This is a genomic window from Streptomyces sp. CA-243310, from assembly GCF_050936775.1.
Lineage (GTDB): Bacteria > Actinomycetota > Actinomycetes > Streptomycetales > Streptomycetaceae > Streptomyces.
The window spans coordinates 1,822,881-1,844,454 of record NZ_JBNJMF010000002.1; the positions used below are offsets into that span (position 1 = coordinate 1,822,881).

General features: G+C 70.4%; 19 protein-coding genes. 9 read left to right on the forward strand and 10 right to left on the reverse strand.

The window, feature by feature from the left end:
- Positions 1-3 precede the first annotated feature (3 nt).
- The 6 genes from ACQEVM_RS25855 to ACQEVM_RS25880 all read right to left on the reverse strand — a co-directional run bounded on the left by ACQEVM_RS25855 (position 4) and on the right by ACQEVM_RS25880 (position 5,774).
- The gene (locus tag ACQEVM_RS25855) at positions 4-1,260 is read right to left on the reverse strand and encodes a cysteine desulfurase (protein WP_053681641.1); all 1,257 of its coding nucleotides are present in this window, start codon (positions 1,258-1,260) and stop codon (positions 4-6) included.
- Positions 1,257-2,021, reverse strand: a complete 765-nt coding sequence (sufC, locus tag ACQEVM_RS25860) for a Fe-S cluster assembly ATPase SufC (RefSeq protein ID WP_150520152.1) — start codon at positions 2,019-2,021, stop codon at positions 1,257-1,259. Before sufC ends, ACQEVM_RS25855 begins: the two co-directional genes overlap by 4 nt.
- Before the next feature lie 7 nt (positions 2,022-2,028).
- Entirely contained in the window at positions 2,029-2,346 is a 318-nt protein-coding gene (locus tag ACQEVM_RS25865) for a bifunctional 3-phenylpropionate/cinnamic acid dioxygenase ferredoxin subunit (protein ID WP_053681636.1), read from the reverse strand.
- Positions 2,346-3,524, reverse strand: a complete 1,179-nt coding sequence (gene sufD, locus ACQEVM_RS25870; RefSeq protein WP_433082859.1) for a Fe-S cluster assembly protein SufD — start codon at positions 3,522-3,524, stop codon at positions 2,346-2,348. Before sufD ends, ACQEVM_RS25865 begins: the two co-directional genes overlap by 1 nt.
- Positions 3,525-3,603: 79 nt before the next feature.
- Positions 3,604-5,019 (reverse strand): Fe-S cluster assembly protein SufB, encoded by a 1,416-nt coding sequence (gene sufB, locus ACQEVM_RS25875; RefSeq protein ID WP_433082861.1) that lies wholly within the window; start codon positions 5,017-5,019, stop codon positions 3,604-3,606.
- Positions 5,016-5,774 (reverse strand): helix-turn-helix transcriptional regulator, encoded by a 759-nt coding sequence (locus tag ACQEVM_RS25880; RefSeq protein ID WP_433082863.1) that lies wholly within the window; start codon positions 5,772-5,774, stop codon positions 5,016-5,018. Before ACQEVM_RS25880 ends, sufB begins: the two co-directional genes overlap by 4 nt.
- Positions 5,775-6,233: 459 nt before the next feature.
- Between ACQEVM_RS25880 and ACQEVM_RS25885 the strand changes: the two genes are divergently transcribed.
- The 4 genes from ACQEVM_RS25885 to ACQEVM_RS25900 all read left to right on the forward strand — a co-directional run bounded on the left by ACQEVM_RS25885 (position 6,234) and on the right by ACQEVM_RS25900 (position 10,148).
- On the forward strand, positions 6,234-7,169 hold the full coding sequence (locus ACQEVM_RS25885; RefSeq protein WP_433082865.1) for an ABC transporter ATP-binding protein: 936 nt from the start codon (positions 6,234-6,236) through the stop codon (positions 7,167-7,169).
- On the forward strand, positions 7,166-7,933 hold the full coding sequence (locus tag ACQEVM_RS25890; protein WP_433082867.1) for an ABC transporter permease: 768 nt from the start codon (positions 7,166-7,168) through the stop codon (positions 7,931-7,933). The genes ACQEVM_RS25885 and ACQEVM_RS25890 overlap by 4 nt, the downstream gene beginning before the upstream one ends.
- Before the next feature lie 84 nt (positions 7,934-8,017).
- Positions 8,018-9,154 carry a hypothetical protein gene (locus ACQEVM_RS25895; RefSeq protein WP_433082869.1) on the forward strand — a complete coding sequence of 379 codons (1,137 nt, stop codon included), beginning with the start codon at positions 8,018-8,020 and terminating at the stop codon, positions 9,152-9,154.
- A gap of 25 nt (positions 9,155-9,179) precedes the next feature.
- A complete protein-coding gene (locus tag ACQEVM_RS25900) occupies positions 9,180-10,148 on the forward strand; it encodes a COX15/CtaA family protein (protein ID WP_433085371.1) in 969 nt (322 codons plus the stop codon).
- 47 nt (positions 10,149-10,195) lie between these two features.
- Here the strand turns inward: ACQEVM_RS25900 and ACQEVM_RS25905 are convergent, their stop codons facing one another.
- The 3 genes from ACQEVM_RS25905 to ACQEVM_RS25915 form a co-directional block, all read right to left on the reverse strand.
- On the reverse strand, positions 10,196-11,317 hold the full coding sequence (locus ACQEVM_RS25905; RefSeq protein WP_266950941.1) for an amidohydrolase family protein: 1,122 nt from the start codon (positions 11,315-11,317) through the stop codon (positions 10,196-10,198).
- Between the two features lie 94 nt (positions 11,318-11,411).
- Positions 11,412-11,771 (reverse strand): hypothetical protein, encoded by a 360-nt coding sequence (locus tag ACQEVM_RS25910; protein ID WP_053681620.1) that lies wholly within the window; start codon positions 11,769-11,771, stop codon positions 11,412-11,414.
- Positions 11,772-11,794: 23 nt separating this feature from the next.
- On the reverse strand, positions 11,795-12,736 hold the full coding sequence (locus ACQEVM_RS25915) for a heme o synthase (protein WP_433082872.1): 942 nt from the start codon (positions 12,734-12,736) through the stop codon (positions 11,795-11,797).
- A gap of 295 nt (positions 12,737-13,031) precedes the next feature.
- Between ACQEVM_RS25915 and tkt the strand changes: the two genes are divergently transcribed.
- From tkt to pgl, 5 genes are all read left to right on the forward strand, one after another.
- A complete protein-coding gene (gene tkt / locus ACQEVM_RS25920) occupies positions 13,032-15,137 on the forward strand; it encodes a transketolase (protein ID WP_433082874.1) in 2,106 nt (701 codons plus the stop codon).
- A gap of 35 nt (positions 15,138-15,172) precedes the next feature.
- A complete protein-coding gene (tal, locus tag ACQEVM_RS25925) occupies positions 15,173-16,291 on the forward strand; it encodes a transaldolase (protein ID WP_433082876.1) in 1,119 nt (372 codons plus the stop codon).
- 5 nt (positions 16,292-16,296) lie between these two features.
- The gene (zwf, locus tag ACQEVM_RS25930; RefSeq protein WP_371591348.1) at positions 16,297-17,823 is read left to right on the forward strand and encodes a glucose-6-phosphate dehydrogenase; all 1,527 of its coding nucleotides are present in this window, start codon (positions 16,297-16,299) and stop codon (positions 17,821-17,823) included.
- Positions 17,820-18,875, forward strand: coding sequence for a glucose-6-phosphate dehydrogenase assembly protein OpcA (gene opcA, locus ACQEVM_RS25935; RefSeq protein WP_433082878.1), 1,056 nt, complete (start codon positions 17,820-17,822; stop codon positions 18,873-18,875). Before zwf ends, opcA begins: the two co-directional genes overlap by 4 nt.
- Before the next feature lie 98 nt (positions 18,876-18,973).
- Positions 18,974-19,756 (forward strand): 6-phosphogluconolactonase, encoded by a 783-nt coding sequence (gene pgl / locus ACQEVM_RS25940; protein WP_433082880.1) that lies wholly within the window; start codon positions 18,974-18,976, stop codon positions 19,754-19,756.
- Between the two features lie 58 nt (positions 19,757-19,814).
- Here pgl and pgi read toward each other — a convergent pair whose 3' ends face one another.
- Positions 19,815-21,470 (reverse strand): glucose-6-phosphate isomerase, encoded by a 1,656-nt coding sequence (gene pgi / locus ACQEVM_RS25945; RefSeq protein ID WP_433085373.1) that lies wholly within the window; start codon positions 21,468-21,470, stop codon positions 19,815-19,817.
- Between the last annotated feature and the right edge of the window lie 104 nt (positions 21,471-21,574).

Genomic DNA, 21,574 nt, shown 5'->3' on the forward strand with positions numbered 1-21,574 from the left:
TCGCTATCCGAAGAAGTTCCGTACGTGCTCCAGCCCGTCGATCAGCGCGTCGACCTCGGCCGGAGAGGAGTACAGGTAGAAAGACGCCCGCGTGGTCGCGGGAATTCCGTAGCGCAGGCAGACGGGGCGCGCGCAGTGGTGTCCCACGCGGACCGCGATGCCCTGCTCGTCCAGCACCTGACCCACGTCGTGCGGGTGGATGTCACCCAGCGTGAAGGAGATGGCGGCGCCGCGGTCCTCGGCCGTGGTGGGGCCGATGATCCGCAGGTCGGGCACCTCCAGGAGACGCTTGACGGCGTACTCCGTGATCGCGTGCTCGTGCGCGGCGATCTTGTCCATGCCGATCGCGCTCAGGTAGTCCACGGCCGCGCCGAGGCCGACGGCCTGGGCGATCGGGGGCGTACCCGCCTCGAACTTGTGCGGGGCCGGGGCGTAGGTCGAGGCGTGCATCGACACGGTCTCGATCATCTCGCCGCCACCGAGGAACGGCGGGAGGTCCTCCAGGAGCTCCTGCCGGCCCCACAGGACGCCGATGCCGGTCGGGCCGCACATCTTGTGGCCGGTGAAGGCCACGAAGTCGGCGCCGAGCGCCTGTACGTCCAGCGGCATGTGCGGGGCGGCCTGCGAGGCGTCGATCAGCACCAGCGCGCCGACCTCCTGCGCGCGCCGGACGATCGCCTCGGTCGGGTTGACCGTGCCCATGATGTTGGAGACCAGCGTGAAGGAGACGATCTTCGTCTTCTCCGTGATGACCTCTTCGATGTTGGACAGGTCGAGCCGGCCGTCGTCGGTGAGGCCGAACCACTTCAGCTTCGCGCCCGTGCGCTGCGAGAGCAGCTGCCACGGGACGATGTTGGAGTGGTGCTCCATCTCCGTGATGGCGATCTCGGTCTCGCGGTCGACCCGGTACGGCTCGTCCGCCCAGCCGAGCATGTTCGCGACCAGGTTGAGCGACTCCGAGGCGTTCTTGGTGAAGATCACCTCGTCGCGGCTCGGAGCGTTGATGAAGGCGGCGACCTTGTCGCGGGCGCCCTCGTACAGCGCCGTGGCCTCCTCGGCGAGCACGTGCACGCCGCGGTGGACGTTGGCGTTGTGCTGCTCGTAGTACTCGTTCAACGCGTCGAGCACCTGGCGCGGCTTCTGCGAAGTCGCCGCGTTGTCCAGGTAAACGATCTTCTTCCCGTCGTGGACCACACGATCCAGAAGGGGGAAGTCCTTGCGGATCGCCTCGATGTCGAGGAGGCCAGGCAGCTGTGTCACGCGGTCGCGCCACCCTTCACGTACTTGTCGTAACCCTCGGCCTCCAGCTGGTCCGCCAGCTCGGCGCCGCCGGACTCGGCGATCCGGCCGTTCGCGAACACGTGCACGAAGTCGGGCTTGATGTAGCGCAGGATGCGCGTGTAGTGGGTGATCAGCAGGGTGCCGACCTCGCCGCTCTCACGCACCCGGTTGACGCCCTCGGAGACGACGCGCAGGGCGTCGACGTCCAGGCCGGAGTCGGTCTCGTCGAGGATCGCGATCTTCGGCTTGAGAAGCTCCAGCTGGAGGATCTCGTGGCGCTTCTTCTCACCGCCGGAGAAGCCCTCGTTGACGTTGCGCTCGGCGAAGGCCGTGTCCATCTGGAGCTGCTCCATGGCGGACTTGACCTCCTTCACCCAGGTGCGCAGCTTGGGCGCCTCGCCGCGGATGGCGGTGGCCGAGGTGCGCAGGAAGTTGGAGACCGAGACGCCGGGAACCTCGACCGGGTACTGCATGGCGAGGAACAGGCCGGCGCGGGCGCGCTCGTCGACGGACATCTCCAGGACGTCTTCGCCGTCGAGGGTGACGGTGCCACCGGTGATCGTGTACTTCGGGTGACCGGCCAGCGAGTAGGCCAGCGTGGACTTGCCGGAGCCGTTCGGACCCATGATGGCGTGCGTCTCACCCTGCTTGACGGTGAGGTCGACGCCCTTGAGGATCTCGCGGGCGCCGTTCTCGGCCTCGACGGAGACGTGCAGGTCGTGGATTTCAAGCGTTGCCATGGATACCTCAGGACTCCTGGGTGAGGGAGACGAGCACGTCGTCCCCTTCGATCTTTACGGGGTATACGGGTACGGGGCGCGTCGCGGGCAGGCCGGACGGCTTGCCGGTTCGCAGGTCGAACGCCGAGCCGTGCAGCCAGCACTCGATCATGCAGTCCTCGACCTCGCCCTCCGAGAGGGACACGTTCGCGTGCGAGCAGATGTCGTTGATCGCGAACACCTCCCCCTCGGTGGAGACGATGGACACCGGCGTGCCGTCGAGTTCCACCCGCTTGGGGGTGTCCGCCTCCAGCTCGCTCAGCGCACAGGCCTTGACGTAATTCATCAGACGGAACCCTGGAGCTCGGTCTCGATCTTGGAGAGCAGGCGCTCCTCGATGTCGTCGACACCGATCTGCTGGACCAGCTCGGCGAAGAAGCCGCGCACGACCAGCCGGCGGGCCTCGTCGGCCGGGATGCCGCGGGCCTGGAGGTAGAAGAGCTGCTCGTCGTCGAAGCGGCCGGTCGCGGAGGCGTGGCCGGCGCCGACGATCTCGCCGGTCTCGATCTCCAGGTTCGGCACCGAGTCGACCCGCGCGCCGTCCGTGAGGACGAGGTTGCGGTTCATCTCGTAGGTGTCGGTGCCCTCGGCGGTCTTCTCGATGAGCACGTCACCGATCCAGACGGCGTGGGCGTCCTGGCCCTGGAGGGCGCCCTTGTAGACCACGTTCGACTTGCAGTGCGGCGCGCTGTGGTCGACCAGGAGGCGGTGCTCCTGGTGCTGGCCGGCGTCCGTGAAGTACAGGCCGAACAGTTCGGCCTCGCCGCCGGGGCCGGCGTAGGTCACGCGCGGGTGCAGGCGGACGACGTCGCCGCCGAAGGTGACGACGATCGACTTGAAGGTCGCGTCCCGGCCCACCAGCGCGTTGTGCTGGGAGACGTGGACGGCGGTGTCGTCCCAGTCCTGCACCGACACGACGGTGAGCTTCGCGCCGTCGCCGACGAGGAAGTCCACGTTGGCGGCGCGCACGCCGTCACCGGTGTGGTCGATGACGATGACGGCCTCGGCGAAGGCCTTCACGTCGAAGACCGTGTGGCCGTAGGTGGTGCCCCCCTCGCCGTGCAGCGTGACGCGCACGGGCTCGGTGAGGACGGCCTCCTTGGGCACGGTGACGACCGTGGCCTTGGCGAAGGACGAGAACGCCTGTGCGGCGACCCGGTCCACCGGGGTGCCCGCCTTGCCGATGCGCGCGTCGCCGCGCTCCACCGACTCGATCGTGACGACCTCGGGCGCGTCGATCTGGGCCTTCAGGGTGCCGTCGGCGACCGCGGTGCCGTCGTGCAGACCCCGGAGGCGGGCGAGCGGGGTGAACCGCCACTCCTCCTCGCGGCCGTTGGGAACCGGGAAGTCCGCCACGTCGAAGGACGGGGGCGCGCTCATCCGGGTGGCGACGGTGGACTCTGCGGCCACCGCGATCGAGCCGGCGGTGGTCGAGCCCGCCGGAATGTTCTGAGCCTCAGCCATGGCTGTCGTCTTGCTCGCTCTCTTAAAAGAACTCGTCTACGTCTGTGAAGGGGCCGCGGATGGCCCGGGCGGGTCGGGACTAACCGACCGAGCCCTCCATCTGCAGCTCGATCAGCCGGTTCAGCTCCAGCGCGTACTCCATGGGCAGCTCACGGGCGATGGGCTCGACGAAGCCGCGCACGATCATGGCCATGGCCTCGAACTCGGTCAGACCGCGGCTCATCAGGTAGAAGAGCTGGTCGTCGGAGACCTTGGAGACGGTGGCCTCGTGACCCATCGAGACGTCGTCCTCGCGGACGTCCACGTAGGGGTACGTGTCCGAGCGGGAGATCGTGTCGACCAGGAGCGCGTCGCACAGCACGTTGGACTTGGAGCCGTGCGCGCCCTCGCCGATCTCGACCAGGCCGCGGTAGGAGGTCCGGCCGCCGCCTCGCGCCACCGACTTGGAGACGATGTTCGAGGAGGTGTTCGGTGCCATGTGGACCATCTTGGAACCGGCGTCCTGGTGCTGGCCCTCGCCCGCGAAGGCGATGGACAGGGTCTCGCCCTTGGCGTGCTCGCCCATCAGGTAGACCGCCGGGTACTTCATGGTGACCTTGGAACCGATGTTGCCGTCGATCCACTCCATGGTCGCGCCCTCGTACGCCACGGCGCGCTTGGTGACCAGGTTGTAGACGTTGTTCGACCAGTTCTGGATCGTCGTGTAGCGGCAGCGGCCGCCCTTCTTGACGATGATCTCGACCACGGCGCTGTGCAGCGAGTCCGAGGAGTAGATCGGGGCGGTGCAGCCCTCGACGTAGTGGACGTAGGCGTCCTCGTCGACGATGATCAGCGTCCGCTCGAACTGGCCCATGTTCTCCGTGTTGATGCGGAAGTAGGCCTGGAGCGGGATGTCGACCTTGACGCCCTTGGGCACGTAGATGAACGAGCCGCCCGACCACACGGCGGTGTTCAGCGACGCGAACTTGTTGTCGCCGACCGGGATGACCGTGCCGAAGTACTCCTGGAAGAGCTCGGGGTGCTCCTTCAGCGCGGTGTCCGTGTCGAGGAAGATGACGCCCTGCTCCTCCAGGTCCTCGCGGATCTGGTGGTAGACGACCTCGGACTCGTACTGGGCCGCGACACCGGCGACGAGGCGCTGCTTCTCCGCCTCGGGGATGCCGAGCTTGTCGTACGTGTTCTTGATGTCCTCGGGCAGGTCCTCCCACGAAGCGGCCTGCTTCTCGGTCGAACGCACGAAGTACTTGATGTTGTTGAAGTCGATGCCAGAGAGGTCCGAGCCCCAGTTCGGCATGGGCTTCTTGCCGAACAGCTTCAGGCCCTTGAGCCGGAGGTTCAGCATCCACTCCGGCTCGGACTTCTTGGCCGAGATGTCGCGGACGACATCCTCGGACAGACCCCGCTTGGCAGCGGCGCCCGCCGCGTCGGAGTCGGCCCAGCCGTATTCGTAGGTGCCCAGGCCATCGAGCTCAGGGTGAGCAGTCTCCGTGGTCATGCGGGGTTCCTCCCGGCCGTACTTGCAGATACTGATGTGTCGGTCTGTGCGGCGCCCTTGGCGCCGGCGCCTCCGCTGCGCGGAATGAACGTCGTGCACACCCCGTCGCCGTGGGCGATGGTGGCGAGTCGCTGCACATGTGTCCCGAGCAGACGGGAGAAGACCTCGGTCTCCGCCTCGCAGAGCTGCGGGAACTGCTCGGCCACGTGGGCGACCGGGCAGTGGTGCTGGCAGAGCTGTTCACCGCTGTGCGGACCGGGAGCGCTCTTCGCCGTGGCAGCGTACCCGTCCGCGGTCAGCGCCTTGGCCAGGGCCTCGGTCCGTTCCGCGGGGGCGGCCGCCTCGACGGATTCCCGGTAGGTCTCCGCCTGCGCGGCCAGTCGTGCGCGAGCGAAGGCGGCGACGGCCGCCTCGCCCTGCTCGCCCCCGCCGGCGGACTGCGCGATCCAGCGCAGGGCCTCGACGGCGAGCGAGTCGTAGGACTGGTCGAACGCGTCGCGGCCGCAGTCGGTGAGCGCGAACACCTTGGCCGGCCGACCCCGCGTGCGTGCGCCGTACACACGCTGCTCGCGGGGTGCGATCACGTCGTCGGCGACGAGTGCGTCGAGGTGACGACGGACGGCGGCCTGGGTGAGGCCGAGACGCTTGGCGAGGTCGGCGACGGTGGACGGACCGTGGTCCAGGATGGAGCGCGCGACCCGGTTGCGGGTTGACCGCTCCCCGGTCACGAGTTCCCCCTGGGGGGTCTCGATCATCCGTTCGCCGTATTTCACAACGCCATTGTTGCGTAATTAACCGAGCATCGACAACCCACGACCGGGGCCACCCCGGGTGGCCTCCATCACTAAGGGTTACCTAATTTATCGACGCAGAGTTATTCGGAGGCCTGCATTCCACACTCTCGGACCGCACCCCGGGAGCCCCGGGAAACGCTCCCACCAGCAATCCCCCGCCCGAGAGGGCCTCGGGACGGAAAGCGCCGGGATCCGGAAAAGTTCACGGAAACCGACTGGGCCATCCAGGACCACCGGGCCGAAAAGAGCCGGGATCGCGACGCGGCGTTCGAATCCGGGAGCCGGGAAATCCGCGCGGGCGGCCGTGGAACGGCGATTTCGACCGGCCCCCGGGCGCCGAGAAATCACGGACGAGCGCACCCGTGTCCCCTACGCCCCCGGCACCGGGGACCACCCGCGGCCCTCCGTAGACTCACCCGCATGAGCAACGACCCCGCCGTGGAGATCCGCGGACTGGTGAAGCGGTACCGCCCCCACCCCCACCGACCGGCCGTGGACGGACTGGACCTCACCGTCCGTACGGCGTCGGTCACCGCGGTACTGGGTCCCAACGGCGCGGGCAAGACCACCACCGTGGAGACCTGCGAGGGCTACCGGCGTCCCGACGCGGGCACCGTCCGCGTCCTCGGACTCGACCCGATCACCCAGGCCGGGGCCCTGCGCCCGCGGATCGGCGTCATGCTCCAGTCCGGCGGGGTCTACTCCGGCGCCCGCGCCGTCGAGATGCTCCGCCACATGGCCAGGCTGTACGCGAACCCGCTCGACGTGGACACCCTCGTGGAACGCCTCGGACTCGGCGGGTGCGGTCGCACCGCCTACCGTCGGCTCTCCGGCGGCCAGCAGCAGCGCCTGTCGCTCGCCATGGCCGTCGTGGGCAGGCCCGAGCTGGTCTTCCTCGACGAACCCACGGCCGGTCTCGACCCCCAGGCCCGCCGCGCGACCTGGGAACTCGTACGGGAACTGCGCGCCGACGGGGTCACCGTCGTCCTGACCACCCACCACATGGACGAGGCCGAGCAGCTCGCCGACGAGGTCGCCATCGTCGACGCGGGCAGGGTCATCGCCCACGGCAGCCCCGAGCAGCTCTGCCGGGGCGGCGCCGAGAACACCCTGCGCTTCACCGGCCGCCCCTCCCTCGACCTGGCCTCCCTGCTCAAGGCGCTGCCCGACGGCACCGAAGCCGCCGAGCTGAGCGCCGGCGTCTACCGGGTCACCGGCGACGTGCACCCGCAACTGCTGGCCACCGTCGCGTCCTGGTGCGCGCAGCACGGGGTGATGCCGGACAGCCTCTCGGTCGAGCGGCACACGCTGGAAGACGTCTTCCTCGAACTCACGGGCAAGGAGCTGCGCGCATGAGCGCCGGTACGTTCACCCCCGACCCGGGGGCCGCTCCCCTGTCCCGCATGATCCGGGCGCAGACCGCGCTGGAGACCCGGATGCTGCTGCGCAACGGGGAGCAGCTGCTGCTCACCGTGATCATTCCGGCGCTGCTGCTCGTTCTCTTCTCCGCCGTGGACGTCGTGGACACCGGCGAGGGCAAGTCCGTGGACTTCCTGGCGCCCGGCGTCCTCGCCCTCGCGGTGATGTCCACCGCCTTCACGGGCCAGGCCATCGCCACCGGTTTCGACCGCCGCTACGGGGTCCTCAAGCGGCTCGGGGCCTCCCCGCTGCCGCGCCGGGCCCTGATGGCGGCCAAGACCCTGTCCGTCCTGGTCACCGAGGTGCTCCAGGTCGCCCTGCTGACGGTGATCGCCCTGGCGCTGGGCTGGTCCCCGCACGGGAACCCGCTGTCGGTCGCGGCGCTGATCCTGCTCGGCACCGCCGCCTTCTCGGGGCTGGGCCTGCTGATGGCGGGCACCCTCAAGGCCGAGATGACCCTGGCCGCGGCCAACCTCGTCTTCCTGCTGCTGCTGGTCGGCGGCGGGGTGATCGTGCCGCTGGACAGGTTCCCCGACGCCGTGCGCTCCGTACTCGAACTGCTGCCGATCTCGGCCCTGTCCGACGGTCTGCGCCAAGTGCTCCAGCACGGGGCCTCGATGCCCTGGGGCGACGCCGCGATCCTGTTCGGCTGGGCGGTGCTGGGGCTGGGCGCCGCCGCGCGCTTCTTCCGCTGGGAGTGAATCCCCTCCCCCGCGCGTTGGCATGGAAGGAGGATGACCACCTCCACGCATCAGTGACGCACGACGATGACGCCGGGGGCGTGCATGACACAGCGGGATGCCGTGCTGCGGCTGGACGAGCAGTGGACGAGGGTCCGCTCGGGGGCCGCACACGCGGAGCCGGGCGAGAGCGACCGACTGCTGGCCGAGCTGATCGGCGCGCTCCGCGAGCCCGCCCGGACGGACGCCGAGTGCGCGGCCCGGCTGGGGCTGCGGCTGGGCGACCTCGCGGCCCGTCGGTTCGCCGCCGGGGACCGGGCCGGGGCGCTCTCGGCGATCGAGGAGGCCCTGCGGCACGCGCAGCAGGCCGCCGGGCACTCCCCCGAGTACGCCCGCTGGTACGCCCGGGGGCTGATCAACCAGGGGGTCTGGCTGGCCTGGCCCCTGAGCGACGACGCACGGCTCCCCCGGCATCCGCTGGGCACGGTGGCCGAGAGCGGCCCGACCCCGATGGAGCGCGCGGCGGGCGAGCGCGCCCGCGACCTGACCCGCGCCGCCGTCGAGGTGTGGGCGTCCCTCGATCAGCACGACCCGGTCAACCGCCGTGGTCTGGCGCAGGCCAAGGTGTTCCTCGGGGACCGGCTCGCGGAGCTGGGGGCCGCCGAGGACGCGGTGGCCTGGGCCGTGGACGCGGAGGCGGGGTTTCGCCGGCTGCTGCTGGCCGCGCCCGGCGCCGAGGAGGCCCAGGAGGCCGAGGAGGCCCTGGACCACATCGGCCGGCAGCTGGAGCTGCGCCTGCGCTTCCTGTCCTTCGACTCGCTGGTGAGCCTGCGCGCGGGCGGTCTGCTGCCCGAACGGCTGCTGCCCCAGGCGGTGGTGGCGGCGCGGATCCAGGGCGTCGCGGAGCCCGAGATCGCGGCCCGGCTGGGCCTGGGCGCCGAGCAGGTGGGCACGATGCTGGAGGTCACGCCCTGGCTCGCGGTGTGGCGGCTGGAGGTCCGGGGCGCGGACGGGCTGTGGACCGTACAGGAGCATCCGTGGCACGGTTCGACGGAGGTGCGCAACCGCACCGCGGAGGACGTGGCGGCGGAGCTGGTGCGCGGCTTCATGGATTCGCCGGACTACCCGGGCGACAACGGCCTGTGGCGGATCCGGCTGTGGTGGCATGAGGAGGGAGACCCCGCCGGAGCACGATTCCGCCTGGTCATAGGACCCGACTCGGCGACCGGCACCCCCTCGTGAAAGTTTGCACAAGGCGCGGCCTACGATAGGGGCCGTGTTGACCCCTCTCTCCTTCATCGCCGGCCGCTGGACCCCGTCACCCCGGACCGTCCGGCGGGCCGCGCTCGCCGCGCTCGTCATGAGCGTGGTCATCGTCGTCACCGGCGGCGCGGTGCGACTGACCGGATCCGGTCTCGGCTGCGACACCTGGCCCAAGTGCACCGACGAAAGCCTGATCGTCACCCGCGAACAGGGCTTCCACGGGGCGATCGAGTTCGGCAACCGCATGCTGACGTACGTGCTCTGCGCCGCCGTCGGCTGGGCCATCGTCGCCGCCCGCTCGACCAAGCCGTGGCGGCGTTCCCTGTCCCGGCTGGGCTGGCTCCAGTTCGCCATCGTGATGGGCAACGCCGTGCTCGGCGGCATCACCGTCCTGACGGGGCTCAACCCGTACAGCGTGGCCGGGCACTTCCTGCTCGCCACCTCGCTGATCACGGTGACGACGATCACCTGGCAGCGCGCGGCCGAGGGCGACTCCCCGCCCCGGCCCCGGGTGCCCGCGCCCGTGCGCAGGCTGTCCTGGACGCTGATCGCCACCACCCTGGTCCTGATCGCCGCCGGCACGGTGGTCACCGGGTCCGGTCCGCACGCGGGTGACAGCAGCGAGATCAAGCGGATGCCGTTCGACTGGGCGGCCACGGCCCACGTGCACGCCGTCGCCGCCTGGCTGGTGTGCGCGCTCGCCGTCGCGATGTGGCTGGTGCTGCGCGTGGTCGACGCCCCGATCGACACCCGGGCGCGCTCCCGGGACCTGCTGATCGTGCTGCTCGCCCAGGGCGCCATCGGCTACGTGCAGTTCTTCACCCAGGTGCCCGAGGCCCTGGTCGCCGCCCACATGCTGGGCTCCTGCCTGGTGTGGATCGCGGTGCTCCGCGTCGCACTGAGCCTGCGCGAGCGGCCTGCCGACAAGGCCGGGATCCCGGCCCAGGGCGACCCGCTGCTCGCCACCGTCTGAGACACCCGATCCGCCCGGGCGGCCCGGTCCCTCGTGGACCGGGCCGCTCAGGCGCGTTCGTCCAGCCGGTAGACGCGCCGGGCGTTCCCCGCCGCGATCATGGCCGCGACCCGGTCCGCGTCCCGCCGGGACCAGGACCCGTCGGCGACCCAGCCACCGAGCACGTCCTGGAGCGCCTGCCGGAAGACCAGGGCGCCGACGGCGTGCAGCTCGGGCAGTCGGCGACCGCCGCTGGAGAACATCAGCTTCCCGAAGGGGGCGGTCTCCAGCAGTTCGGCCAGTACCGTCGCCGCTCGCGCACCGGTCTGCGAGAGGACGGCGCCCAGGTCGGCGTACACGTGGGGGAAGGCGGACGCCAGTCGCGCCGAGTGGCGGTGGTACGGGTATCCGCCGAGCAGCACCAGCCGCGTCCCGAGGCCCGCGGTGGCCCGTACGAAGTCCGTCAGCAGGGCCGGATCCGCCCGCCCGGGGTACTCCGCGGGCTCCCCCGCGCCCGTGTGGAGCTGGATCGGCAGGCCGGACGCCACCGCGCTCCACAGCAGGTGCCGCAGGAGCACGGGGTCGCGTACGGCCTCGCCCTTGGCCCGGCGGGCCAACCACCGCCCGGCCGCCCCGTGCACCTCGCCGGGACCGGGCGGCTCGGGGGCGAAGGCCAGTACGGCGGGGTATCCGGCGGCGGCCCCGCAGCTGAAGGCCGCGGCTCCGGCGGCGGCGTGCTGGAGCGCCTCGACCAGGTTGGAGAGGAAGGCGGTGACGGTCCCGGAGGTGTCGGCGACCTGCTCGGCCAGCAGTTCCAGCCGGACGATCTCGAAGGTCTCGGCGTCACCGGCGAGGGAGAGTTCCTTGGGCCCGGTGAGGTCCCCGGGGACCCCCGTGTCGACCAGGTACGCGGCGACCCGGGAGCCGCGCAGCAGGCGTTTGCCGGCCTCCACGACCCCGAGTTCGCGCCGGCGGGCCAGGTAACGGGCGGGCGTGCAGTGGGGCTCCAGCCCCAGCAGCGGCGGACACCAGCGGCGCACGGCGAAGCCGGTCTGGGTGTCGAAGAAGGTGGTGCCGGCGGCGGGCGGGCCGGCAGAGCTGATCAGGTGGGCCTCGAAGGTGCCGAGGCCCAGCTCCGTGCGGAGCACTCCCTGGCAGTACTGGTCCACCAGGGGCGGCGTTTCGATCATCCGGTCATCCCGTTGCGGACGTGAGGAAGGGGCTTCCACACGTCCTAACGGGTGAGCGGGGTGTGAGGTGTTGCTCGCGCTGTTGACCGAGCCCTCAGAATCCGGGATTGGCGGGTCCGCCCATCTGGATGCCGGCCATCCGGGTCCATTCGTAGGGCCCGGTCCGCACGCGCGCGGCGAACTCGCCGTCGAACTCCTCGTGCAGCGTCAGCCCGGCCTTCTCGGCGGCCAGCTCGGCCACGCCGTAGGTCGGGGCCACCAGGTCGCCCCAGCCCCCGTCGGTGCCCACGAGCACGATCCGGGTACCGGCCTGCCCGATGTGGGCCAGTTGGCCCTCGGCGCCGCCGTGTCGCTTGGCGAACGCGCCGATCTGCCGGGCCAGCTTCGCGGCGGTGCGGTCCTGCTTCTTGTCCGGCGTGGCCGGGGTGACCGGGGTGTCTGCGGTGTCTGCCATGACTCGATGCTACCGACGAGTAATCACTTGAGGAAGGGATCCACGGCGACGGCGACGAAGAGCAGCGACACATAGGTGATCGACCAGTGGAACAGTCGCATCTCCTTGAGCTTCGCGCCCGTCACGCCCGACTTGGCCCGCGCGTTCAGCGCGTGCGCCTCCCACAGCCACCAGCCACCGGCCACCAGCGCCACCGTCGTGTAGAACCAGCCGGTGTAGCCGAGCGGGGTCAGCAGCAGCGAGACCGCCACCATCACCCAGCTGTAGAGGACGATCTGGCGCGCCACGACCTTGTTGCCGGCCACGACCGGCAGCATCGGCACGCCGGCCCGCGCGTAGTCGTCCTTCACCTTCATGGACAGCGGCCAGTAGTGCGGCGGCGTCCAGAAGAAGATGACGAGGAACAGGATGATCGCGGCCCAGGAGACCTCGTTCTTCACCGCGGACCAGCCGATGAGCACCGGCATGCATCCGGCGATGCCGCCCCAGACGATGTTCTGCGCGGTGCGCCGCTTCAACAGCATCGTGTAGACCACGACGTAGAAGAGCAGCGCGCCGAGCGACAGGGCCGCGGACAGCCAGTTGACGAGGAGACCGAAGAAGAGGGTGGAGACCACCGCGAGGCCGAGGCCGAAGGCCAGGCACTCGCGCGGGCTCACCATGCCGGTCACCAGCGGACGCTGCGCCGTGCGGTCCATCAACGCGTCGATGTCGCGGTCGATGTACATGTTCAGCGCGTTCGCACCACCGGCGGAGAGGTAACCGCCGAAGCAGGTCGCGAGAACCAGCCAGAGGGAGGGGACGCTCCCCTCGGCGAGGAACATCACCGGCACTGTGGTGATCAGCAGAAGTTCAATGATCCGAGGCTTGGTCAAAGCCACGAATGCCATGGCCCTGGCCCCGAACGGCCGGTGCCCGGGGCTCGTCCCGAGCACCGCCGCTGGACGGGATTCGACGGCCGTCACGCACACCCCTGAGAGAGAATCCAGCAAGCTCCGACTCGCACTCTTCAGGCGTGAAAGTCCGGTAAAGGCTTGCGCGTACCACGCCACTCTAGACGTTGCTCTTGTGTCGCCCCGCGCGGGGGTCGCCTCGTGTTGGGCCGATCGGCGGGAGCCCAGGTGAACACCAGTCGCCAACCAGGCGACGCACTACCGGCACTCGAATAGCCGCACGCCCCGGCGGGGGTAGGCTCGGAATCGCGCCGGTGCACCGTTCGTCACCGGGAAACCGACATGTGGAGAGGAGCCCTGACAAACGGTGAGCACCAAGCCGACCACCACAGAGCTCGAGTGGACCGAACTGGACCAGCGGGCCGTCGACACCGCCCGCATCCTGGCCGCCGACGCGGTACAGAAGGTCGGGAACGGCCACCCCGGTACGGCGATGAGCCTGGCCCCCGCCGCGTACACCCTTTTCCAGAAGGTCATGCGGCACGACCCGGCCGACCCCGAGTGGGTCGGGCGTGACCGCTTCGTGCTCTCCGCAGGGCACTCGTCCCTGACCCTCTACACCCAGCTCTACCTGGCCGGCTTCGGCCTGGAGCTGGCTGACCTGGAGGCCTTCCGCACCTGGGGCTCCAAGACCCCCGGTCACCCGGAGTACGGACACACCAAGGGCGTCGAGACGACCACCGGCCCGCTGGGCCAGGGCGTCGCCAACGCGGTGGGCATGGCCATGGCCGCCCGCTACGAGCGCGGTCTGTTCGACCCGGAGGCCGCCCCGGGCACCTCCCCGTTCGATCACATGATCTACGCCATCGCCGGCGACGGCTGCCTCCAGGAGGGCATCTCGCACGAGGCGTCCTCGCTGGCCGGCCACCAGAAGCTCGGCAACCTCGTGCTGCTGTGGGACGACAACCACATCTCCATCGAGGGCGACACGGAGACGGCCGTCTCCGAGGACACCCTCGCGCGCTACGAGGCGTACGGCTGGCACGTCCAGCGCGTCGCCCCGCAGGAGAGCGGCGACCTGGACCCGAAGGCGCTGTTCGACGCGCTGGAGGCCGCCAAGGCCGAGACCGGGCGCCCGTCCTTCATCGCCATGCGCTCGATCATCGCCTGGCCCGCCCCGCACGCCCAGAACACCGAGGCCGCGCACGGCTCGGCGCTCGGCGCCGACGAGGTCGCGGCCACCAAGCGCGTCCTCGGCTTCGACCCGGAGAAGAGCTTCGACGTCGCCGACGAGGTCCTCGCCCACACGCGCGAGGCGCTCGACCGGGGCCGCGAGGTCAAGGCCGCGTGGGAGAAGGACTTCTCCGCCTGGCGCACCTCCAACCCGGAGCGCGCGGCCGAGTTCGACCGCATCAACGCCAACGAGCTGCCCGAGGGTTGGGAGGAGAAGCTCCCCGTCTTCGAGACCGGCAAGGGCGTCGCCACCCGTGCCGCGTCCGGCAAGGTCCTGGAGGCCCTCGGCGCGGTCATCCCGGAGCTGTGGGGCGGCTCGGCCGACCTCGCCGGCTCCAACAACACCACCATCGACAAGAACTCCTCGTTCCTGCCGGTGGGCAACCCGCTCCCGGGCGCCCAGCCGTACGGCCGCACCATCCACTTCGGCATCCGCGAGCACGCCATGGCCGCGGCCATGAACGGCATCGCGCTGCACGGCCACACCCGCATCTACGGCGGCACGTTCCTCACGTTCTCCGACTACATGCGCAACGCGGTCCGCCTCTCCGCGCTGATGCACGTGCCGGTCACCTACGTGTGGACGCACGACTCCATCGGTCTCGGCGAGGACGGCCCGACGCACCAGCCGGTCGAGCACGTGGCCGCGCTGCGCGCCATCCCGGGGCTGAACGTGGTCCGCCCGGCGGACGCGAACGAGACCGTCATCGCCTGGCGCGAGATCCTCCGGCGCCACACCAAGGTGTTCGGCAAGGGCGCCCCGCACGGTCTGGCGCTGACCCGCCAGGGCGTGCCCACCTACGAGCTGAACGAGAACGCCGCCAAGGGCGGGTACGTCCTCCTCGAAGCCGAGGGCGGCGAGCCGCAGGTGATCCTCATCGGCACCGGCTCCGAGGTCCAGCTCGCCGTCGGCGCCCGCGAGGCGCTCCAGGCCGAGGGCGTCCCGACCCGCGTGGTCTCGATGCCTTCCGTCGAGTGGTTCGAGGAGCAGGACCAGGCGTACAAGGACAGCGTCCTGCCCTCCGCCGTCAAGGCGCGCGTCGCCGTCGAGGCCGGCATCGGTCTGACCTGGCACCGCTACGTCGGCGACGCCGGCCGGATCGTGTCGCTGGAGCACTTCGGCGCCTCGGCCGACGGCGCCCTCCTGTTCCGCGAGTTCGGTCTGACGGCCGAGGCCGTCACCGCCGCCGCCAAGGCCTCCCTCGGCGAAACGGGCGGCCTCACCGCCGCCGCGCGCTGACACCGGTACACGAACCAGTAGGAGATGCAATTCCCATGACAGACGCACTCAAGCGCCTCTCCGACGAGGGCGTGGCGATCTGGCTGGACGACCTGTCCCGCAAGCGCATCACGTCCGGCAACCTCGCCGAACTCATCGACCAGCAGCACGTGGTCGGTGTCACCACCAACCCGTCGATCTTCCAGAAGGCGATCAGCAGCGGCGACGGCTACGAGCAGCAGCTCACCGACCTCGCGGCCCGCAAGGTCACCGTCGAAGAGGCGATCCGCATGATCACGACGGCGGACGTCCGTGACGCCGCCGACATCCTGCGCCCCGTGTTCGACGCGACGGAGGGTCAGGACGGCCGGGTCTCGATCGAGGTCGACCCCCGTCTGGCGCACAACACCAGGGCGACCATCGCCGAGGCCAAGCAGCTCGCCTGGCTGGTGGACCGCCCGAACACGCTCATCAAGATCCCGGCGACCAAGGCCGGCCTGCCGGCGATCACCGAGGTCATCGGCCGGGGCATCAGCGTCAACGTCACGCTGATCTTCTCGCTGGAGCGCTACCGCGAGGTCATGGAGGCGTACCTGGCGGGTCTGGAGAAGGCCAAGGCCGCCGGCCTGGACCTTGCCAAGATCCACTCGGTCGCCTCGTTCTTCGTGTCCCGCGTGGACACCGAGATCGACAAGCGTCTCGACGACCTCGGCACCGACGAGGCGAAGGCCCTGAAGGGCAAGGCCGCCCTCGCCAACGCCCGTCTGGCCTACGAGGCCTTCGAGGAGGTCTTCGCCGGTGAGCGCTGGGCCGCCCTGGACAAGGCGCACGCCAACAAGCAGCGTCCGCTGTGGGCCTCGACCGGCGTCAAGGACCCGGCCTACAAGGACACCCTGTACGTGGTGGACCTGGTCGCCCCCGGCACCGTGAACACCATGCCGGAAGCCACCATGGAGGCCACCGCCGACCACGGCGAGGTCACCGGCGACACCATCCGCGGCACCTACGAGCAGTCGCGCGCCGAGCTCGACGCGGTCGCGAAGCTGGGCATCTCGTACGACGATGTCGTTCAGCTGCTGGAAGACGAGGGCGTCGAGAAGTTCGCGGTGTCCTGGAACGACCTGCTGAAGTCGACCGAGGCGGAACTCGTGCGCCTTGCCCCCACGGAGGCCTGAACACTTTGTCTGTGAACGGAGCGAACCCGCTTCGTGACGCACAGGACCGGCGGCTCCCGCGCATCGCGGGGCCGTCCGGCCTGGTCATTTTCGGCGTTACGGGTGACCTGTCGCGCAAGAAGCTGATGCCCGCCGTCTACGACCTCGCCAACCGCGGCCTGCTCCCACCGGGCTTCTCGCTCATCGGGTTCGCGCGGCGCGAGTGGCAGGACGAGGACTTCGCCCAGGAGGTGCACGACGCGGTCAAGGAGCACTCGCGCACCCCCTTCCGCGAGGAGGTGTGGCAACAGCTCGTCCAGGGCTGCCGCTTCGTCCAGGGCGACTTCGACGACGACGCGGCCTTCGAGACGCTCAAGGCCACGATCGAGGAACTCGACAAGGCCCAGGGCACCGGCGGAAACTTCGCCTTCTACCTCTCGGTCCCGCCGAAGTTCTTCCCCAAGGTGGTCCAGCAGCTCAAGGACCACGGTCTGGCGCAGAAGGAAGGCTCGTGGCGGCGCGCCGTCATCGAGAAGCCCTTCGGCCACGACCTGAAGAGCGCGGAAGAACTCAACAAGGTCGTCCACGAGGTCTTCCCCCGTGACGAGGTCTTCCGGATCGACCACTACCTCGGCAAGGAGACCGTCCAGAACATCCTGGCGCTCCGCTTCGCCAACACCATGTTCGAGCCGATCTGGAACCGGTCGTACGTCGACCACGTGCAGATCACCATGGCGGAGGACATCGGCATCGGCGGCCGGGCCGGGTACTACGACGGCATCGGCGCGGCCCGTGACGTCATCCAGAACCACCTGCTCCAGCTGCTCGCGCTCACCGCGATGGAGGAGCCCGGCTCCTTCCACCCGAAGGCGCTGGTGGCGGAGAAGCTCAAGGTGCTGACCGCCGTGGAGCTGCCCGAGGACCTGGGCAAGCACACCGTGCGCGGCCAGTACTCGGCGGCCTGGCAGGGCGGCGAGAAGGTCGTCGGGTACCTCGAAGAGGACGGCATCGACCCCAAGTCGAAGACCGACACCTACGCGGCCATCCGCCTGGAGATCAACAACCGTCGCTGGGCGGGCGTCCCGTTCTACCTGCGGACCGGCAAGCGCCTGGGCCGTCGGGTGACCGAGATCGCGGTGGTCTTCAAGCGGGCCCCGTACCTCCCGTTCGAGTCGGGCGCGACCGAGGAGCTGGGGCAGAACGCCCTGGTCATCCGGGTCCAGCCGGACGAGGGCGTGACGGTCCGCTTCGGCTCCAAGGTGCCCGGCACCTCCATGGAGGTCCGGGACGTCACGATGGACTTCGCCTACGGCGAGTCCTTCACGGAGTCCAGCCCCGAGGCGTACGAGCGGCTGATCCTCGACGTCCTGCTGGGTGACGCGAACCTCTTCCCGCGTCACCAGGAGGTCGAGCTCTCCTGGAACATCCTCGACCCGATCGAGCAGTACTGGGACAAGCACGGCAAGCCCGCGCAGTACCCGGCGGGCACCTGGGGACCGGTCGAGGCGGACGAGATGCTCGCACGAGACGGACGGAGCTGGCGCCGGCCATGAAGATCGACCTTACGGAGACCACCTCCAGCAAGATCAACGCCGCGTTGGTGCAGGCTCGCCGGGACATCGGCACGCCGGCCATCGGCATGGTCCTCACGCTGGTGATCGTGACCGACGAGGAGAACGCGTACGACGCGCTCAAGTCGGCGAACGACGCATCCCACGAGCACCCCTCGCGGATCATCGTCGTGGTCAAGCGGGTCAGCCGCTCGCCGCGCAGCCGCCGCGACGCCCGTCTCGACGCGGAGATCCGTGTCGGGGCGGACGCCGGCTCCGGGGAGACGGTCGTGCTCCGCATGCACGGCGAACTGGTCAACCACGCCCAGTCGGTGGTTCTCCCGCTCCTGCTGCCCGACGCCCCCGTGGTGGTCTGGTGGCCGGAGGGCGCTCCCGCGAACCTGGCGGGCGACCCGCTGGGCTCGCTGGGACAGCGCCGGATCACGGACACGTACGCCTCGGAGAGCCCGATCGCCGCACTCGGCAGCCGGGCCGGGGCGTACGCGCCGGGTGACACGGACCTGTCCTGGACCCGGATCACCCCGTGGCGTTCGATGCTGGCCGCGGCGCTCGACCAGCAGAGTCGTGTCTCCGTCGTCTCGGCCATGGTCGAGGGCGAGGACGACAACCCGAGCTGCGAGCTGCTGGCCATGTGGCTGGCGGACCGTCTCGGAGTGCCGGTCAAGCGCACCCACTCGGCGGGCCCCGGCCTCACGGCCGTCCGGCTGGAGACCACGGACGGCGTGATCGTCCTGGACCGGGCGGACGGCGCCCTGGCGACGCTGTGCATGCCGGGTCAGCCCGACCGCGCGGTGGCGCTCAAGCGTCGTGACACGGCCGAGCTGCTGGCGGAGGAACTGCGCCGGCTGGACCCGGACAACACGTACGAGGCCTCGCTGAAGTTCGGCGTGGACCGGCTGGACGTGAAGAAGGCGGCGCCGGCCGGCAGGTCCGAGGCTTCCGCCGGCAAGGCCGAGGACCCCGCGGCCAAGGCCGAGGACCCCGCGAAGCCGGCGGCCAAGGCCCCGGCCAAGAAGGCCCCGGCCAAGAAGTGACGCACCACGGCCGCCGGTCGGACGCCCGCGAGGGGGTCCGACCGGCGGCCGAGCCATTTCCCCGCAGCAACGAGCAAGAAGGCGGCACGCACATGGGTATGACGACTCCCCAGGTCGTCGTCCACCGGGACAAGGAGCTGATGGCCCAGGCCGCGGCGGCCCGGCTCATCACGAAGATCGTGGACGCGCAGGCGGCCCGCGGCAGCGCCTCGGTGGTGCTGACCGGCGGCCGCAACGGCAACGGCCTGCTCGCGGCGCTGGCCGCCGCTCCGGCCCGGGACGCGATCGACTGGTCGCGGCTGGACCTGTGGTGGGGCGACGAGCGGTACGTCCCCGCCGAGGACCCCGAACGCAATCACGTCCAGGCCCGCGAGGCACTCCTGGACGCCGTGCCGGTCGATCCGGCGCGCGTCCACGTCATGCCGGCCTCGGACGGGCCGTACGGGGCGGACGTCGACGCCGCCGCGGCGGCGTACGCGGCGGAACTCGCGCGGGCGGCGGGTCCGGAGGACCATGGCCCGGTCCCCCGCTTCGACGTGCTGATGCTGGGCGTGGGCCCGGACACGCACGTGGCATCGCTGTTCCCCGAGCACCCGGCGTCCCGCGAGACCGAGCGCACCGTGGTCGGTGTGCACGGCGCCCCGAAGCCGCCGCCGACCCGGGTCTCGCTGACCCTTCCGGCGATCCGGGCGGCCCGCGAGGTCTGGCTACTGGCGGCGGGCGAGGACAAGGCGGGCGCGGTGGCACTCGCGCTCGGCGGCGCGGGCGACGTCCAGGCCCCGGCGGCGGCGGCCTACGGTCGCAGCCGCACCCTGTGGCTCCTGGACCGCGCGGCGGCGGCCAAGCTGCCGTCGGACATGTACCCGCCGGCCTCGGCCTGACCCCCCGCGTCCGAACGGCGGGGGTGCGGGGGCCGGGCCCCCGCACCCCCGCCCCGGGTCAGGACCGGCCGCGCAGCGAGCGGTAGGTCGCGACGAGGGCCCGCGTCGAGGGGTCGAAGCCCTCCACGTCCGTGCCTTCGGTCAGCGCCGGTTCCACCCGCTTGGCGAGCACCTTGCCGAGTTCGACTCCCCACTGGTCGAAGGAGTCGATGTTCCACACCGCGCCCTGGACGAACACCTTGTGCTCGTACAGGGCGATCAGCTGCCCCAGCACCCCCGGCGTCAGCTCGGTCGCGAGGATCGTCGTCGTGGGGTGGTTGCCCGCGAACGTCTTGTGGGCGACCAGCGCCTCGTCGACGCCCTCCGCCCGCACCTCCTCGGCGGTCTTGCCGAAGGCCAGCGCCTGCGTCTGCGCGAAGAAGTTCGCCATCAGCAGGTCGTGTTGGGCCTTCAGCGGCCCGGAGAGTTCCGCCACCGGCCGGGCGAACCCGATGAAGTCCGCCGGGATCAGCTTCGTCCCCTGGTGGATCAACTGGTAGTACGCGTGCTGCCCGTTCGTGCCGGGCGTGCCCCACACCACCGGTCCGGTCTGCCAGTCCACCGGGTTGCCGTCCCGGTCCACCGACTTGCCGTTGGACTCCATGTCCAACTGCTGGAGGTAGGCCGTGAACCGCGACAGGTAATGGCTGTACGGCAGTACCGCGTGCGACTGCGCGTCGAAGAACCCGCCGTACCAGACCCCCAACAGGCCCATCAGCAGCGGCGCGTTCTCCTCCGGCGGGGCGGTCCGGAAGTGCCGGTCCATGGCCGCGAAGCCGTCCAGCATCTCCCGGAACGCGTCCGGGCCGATCGCGATCATCAGCGAGAGGCCGATCGCGGAGTCGAAGGAGTAGCGCCCGCCGACCCAGTCCCAGAACTCGAACATGTTGGCCGGGTCGATGCCGAACCCGGTGACCTTCTCGGCGTTGGTGGACAGCGCCACGAAGTGCCGTGCCACGGCACTCTGGTCACCGCCCAGCCCGGTGAGCAGCCATTCCCGCGCCGAGGTGGCGTTGGTGATGGTCTCGATCGTGGTGAAGGTCTTCGACGCGATGATGAACAGCGTCTCCGCCGGGTCGAAGTCCCGCACGGCCTCGTGCAGGTCGGCCCCGTCCACGTTGGAGACGAAACGCAGTGTCAGGCCGCGGTCGGCGAAGGCGCGCAGCGCCTCGTACGCCATCGCCGGGCCCAGGTCGGAGCCGCCGATGCCGATGTTGACGACGTTCTTGATGCGCTTGCCCGTGAAGCCGGTCCACTTGCCCGACCTGACCTGCTCGGAGAAGGCGGCCATCTTGTCGAGGACGGCGTGCACGCCGGGGACGACGTTCTCGCCGTCCACCTCGATCACCGCGTCCCGCGGGGCGCGCAGGGCGGTGTGCAGGACCGCCCGGTCCTCGGTCGTGTTGATCTTCTCGCCGCGGAACATCGCGTCGCGCAGCTCGGCCACGCCGGTCGCCGACGCCAGTTCGCGGAGCAACGCGAGCGTCTCGTCCGTCACGAGGTGCTTCGAGTAGTCGATGTGCAGGTCACCGACCCGCAGGGTGTAGCCGGTGCCCCGGCTCGGATCCGCCTCGAACAGCTCCCGCAGATGCGTCTGCCCCAGCTCTTCCCGGTGCTTGCCGAGTGCGAGCCACTCGGGCGTCCGGTTCAGCCTCGTACGGGTGTCTGCGTTCATCTCGGACATCAACCCACTTCTTCCGTCCTGTTGTGCCCCGCCACGCCCCAACCTAAGGGATGTGAAGGGGGCCAACGCGCACAAAGGGGCCCGGCCCGCGGGTT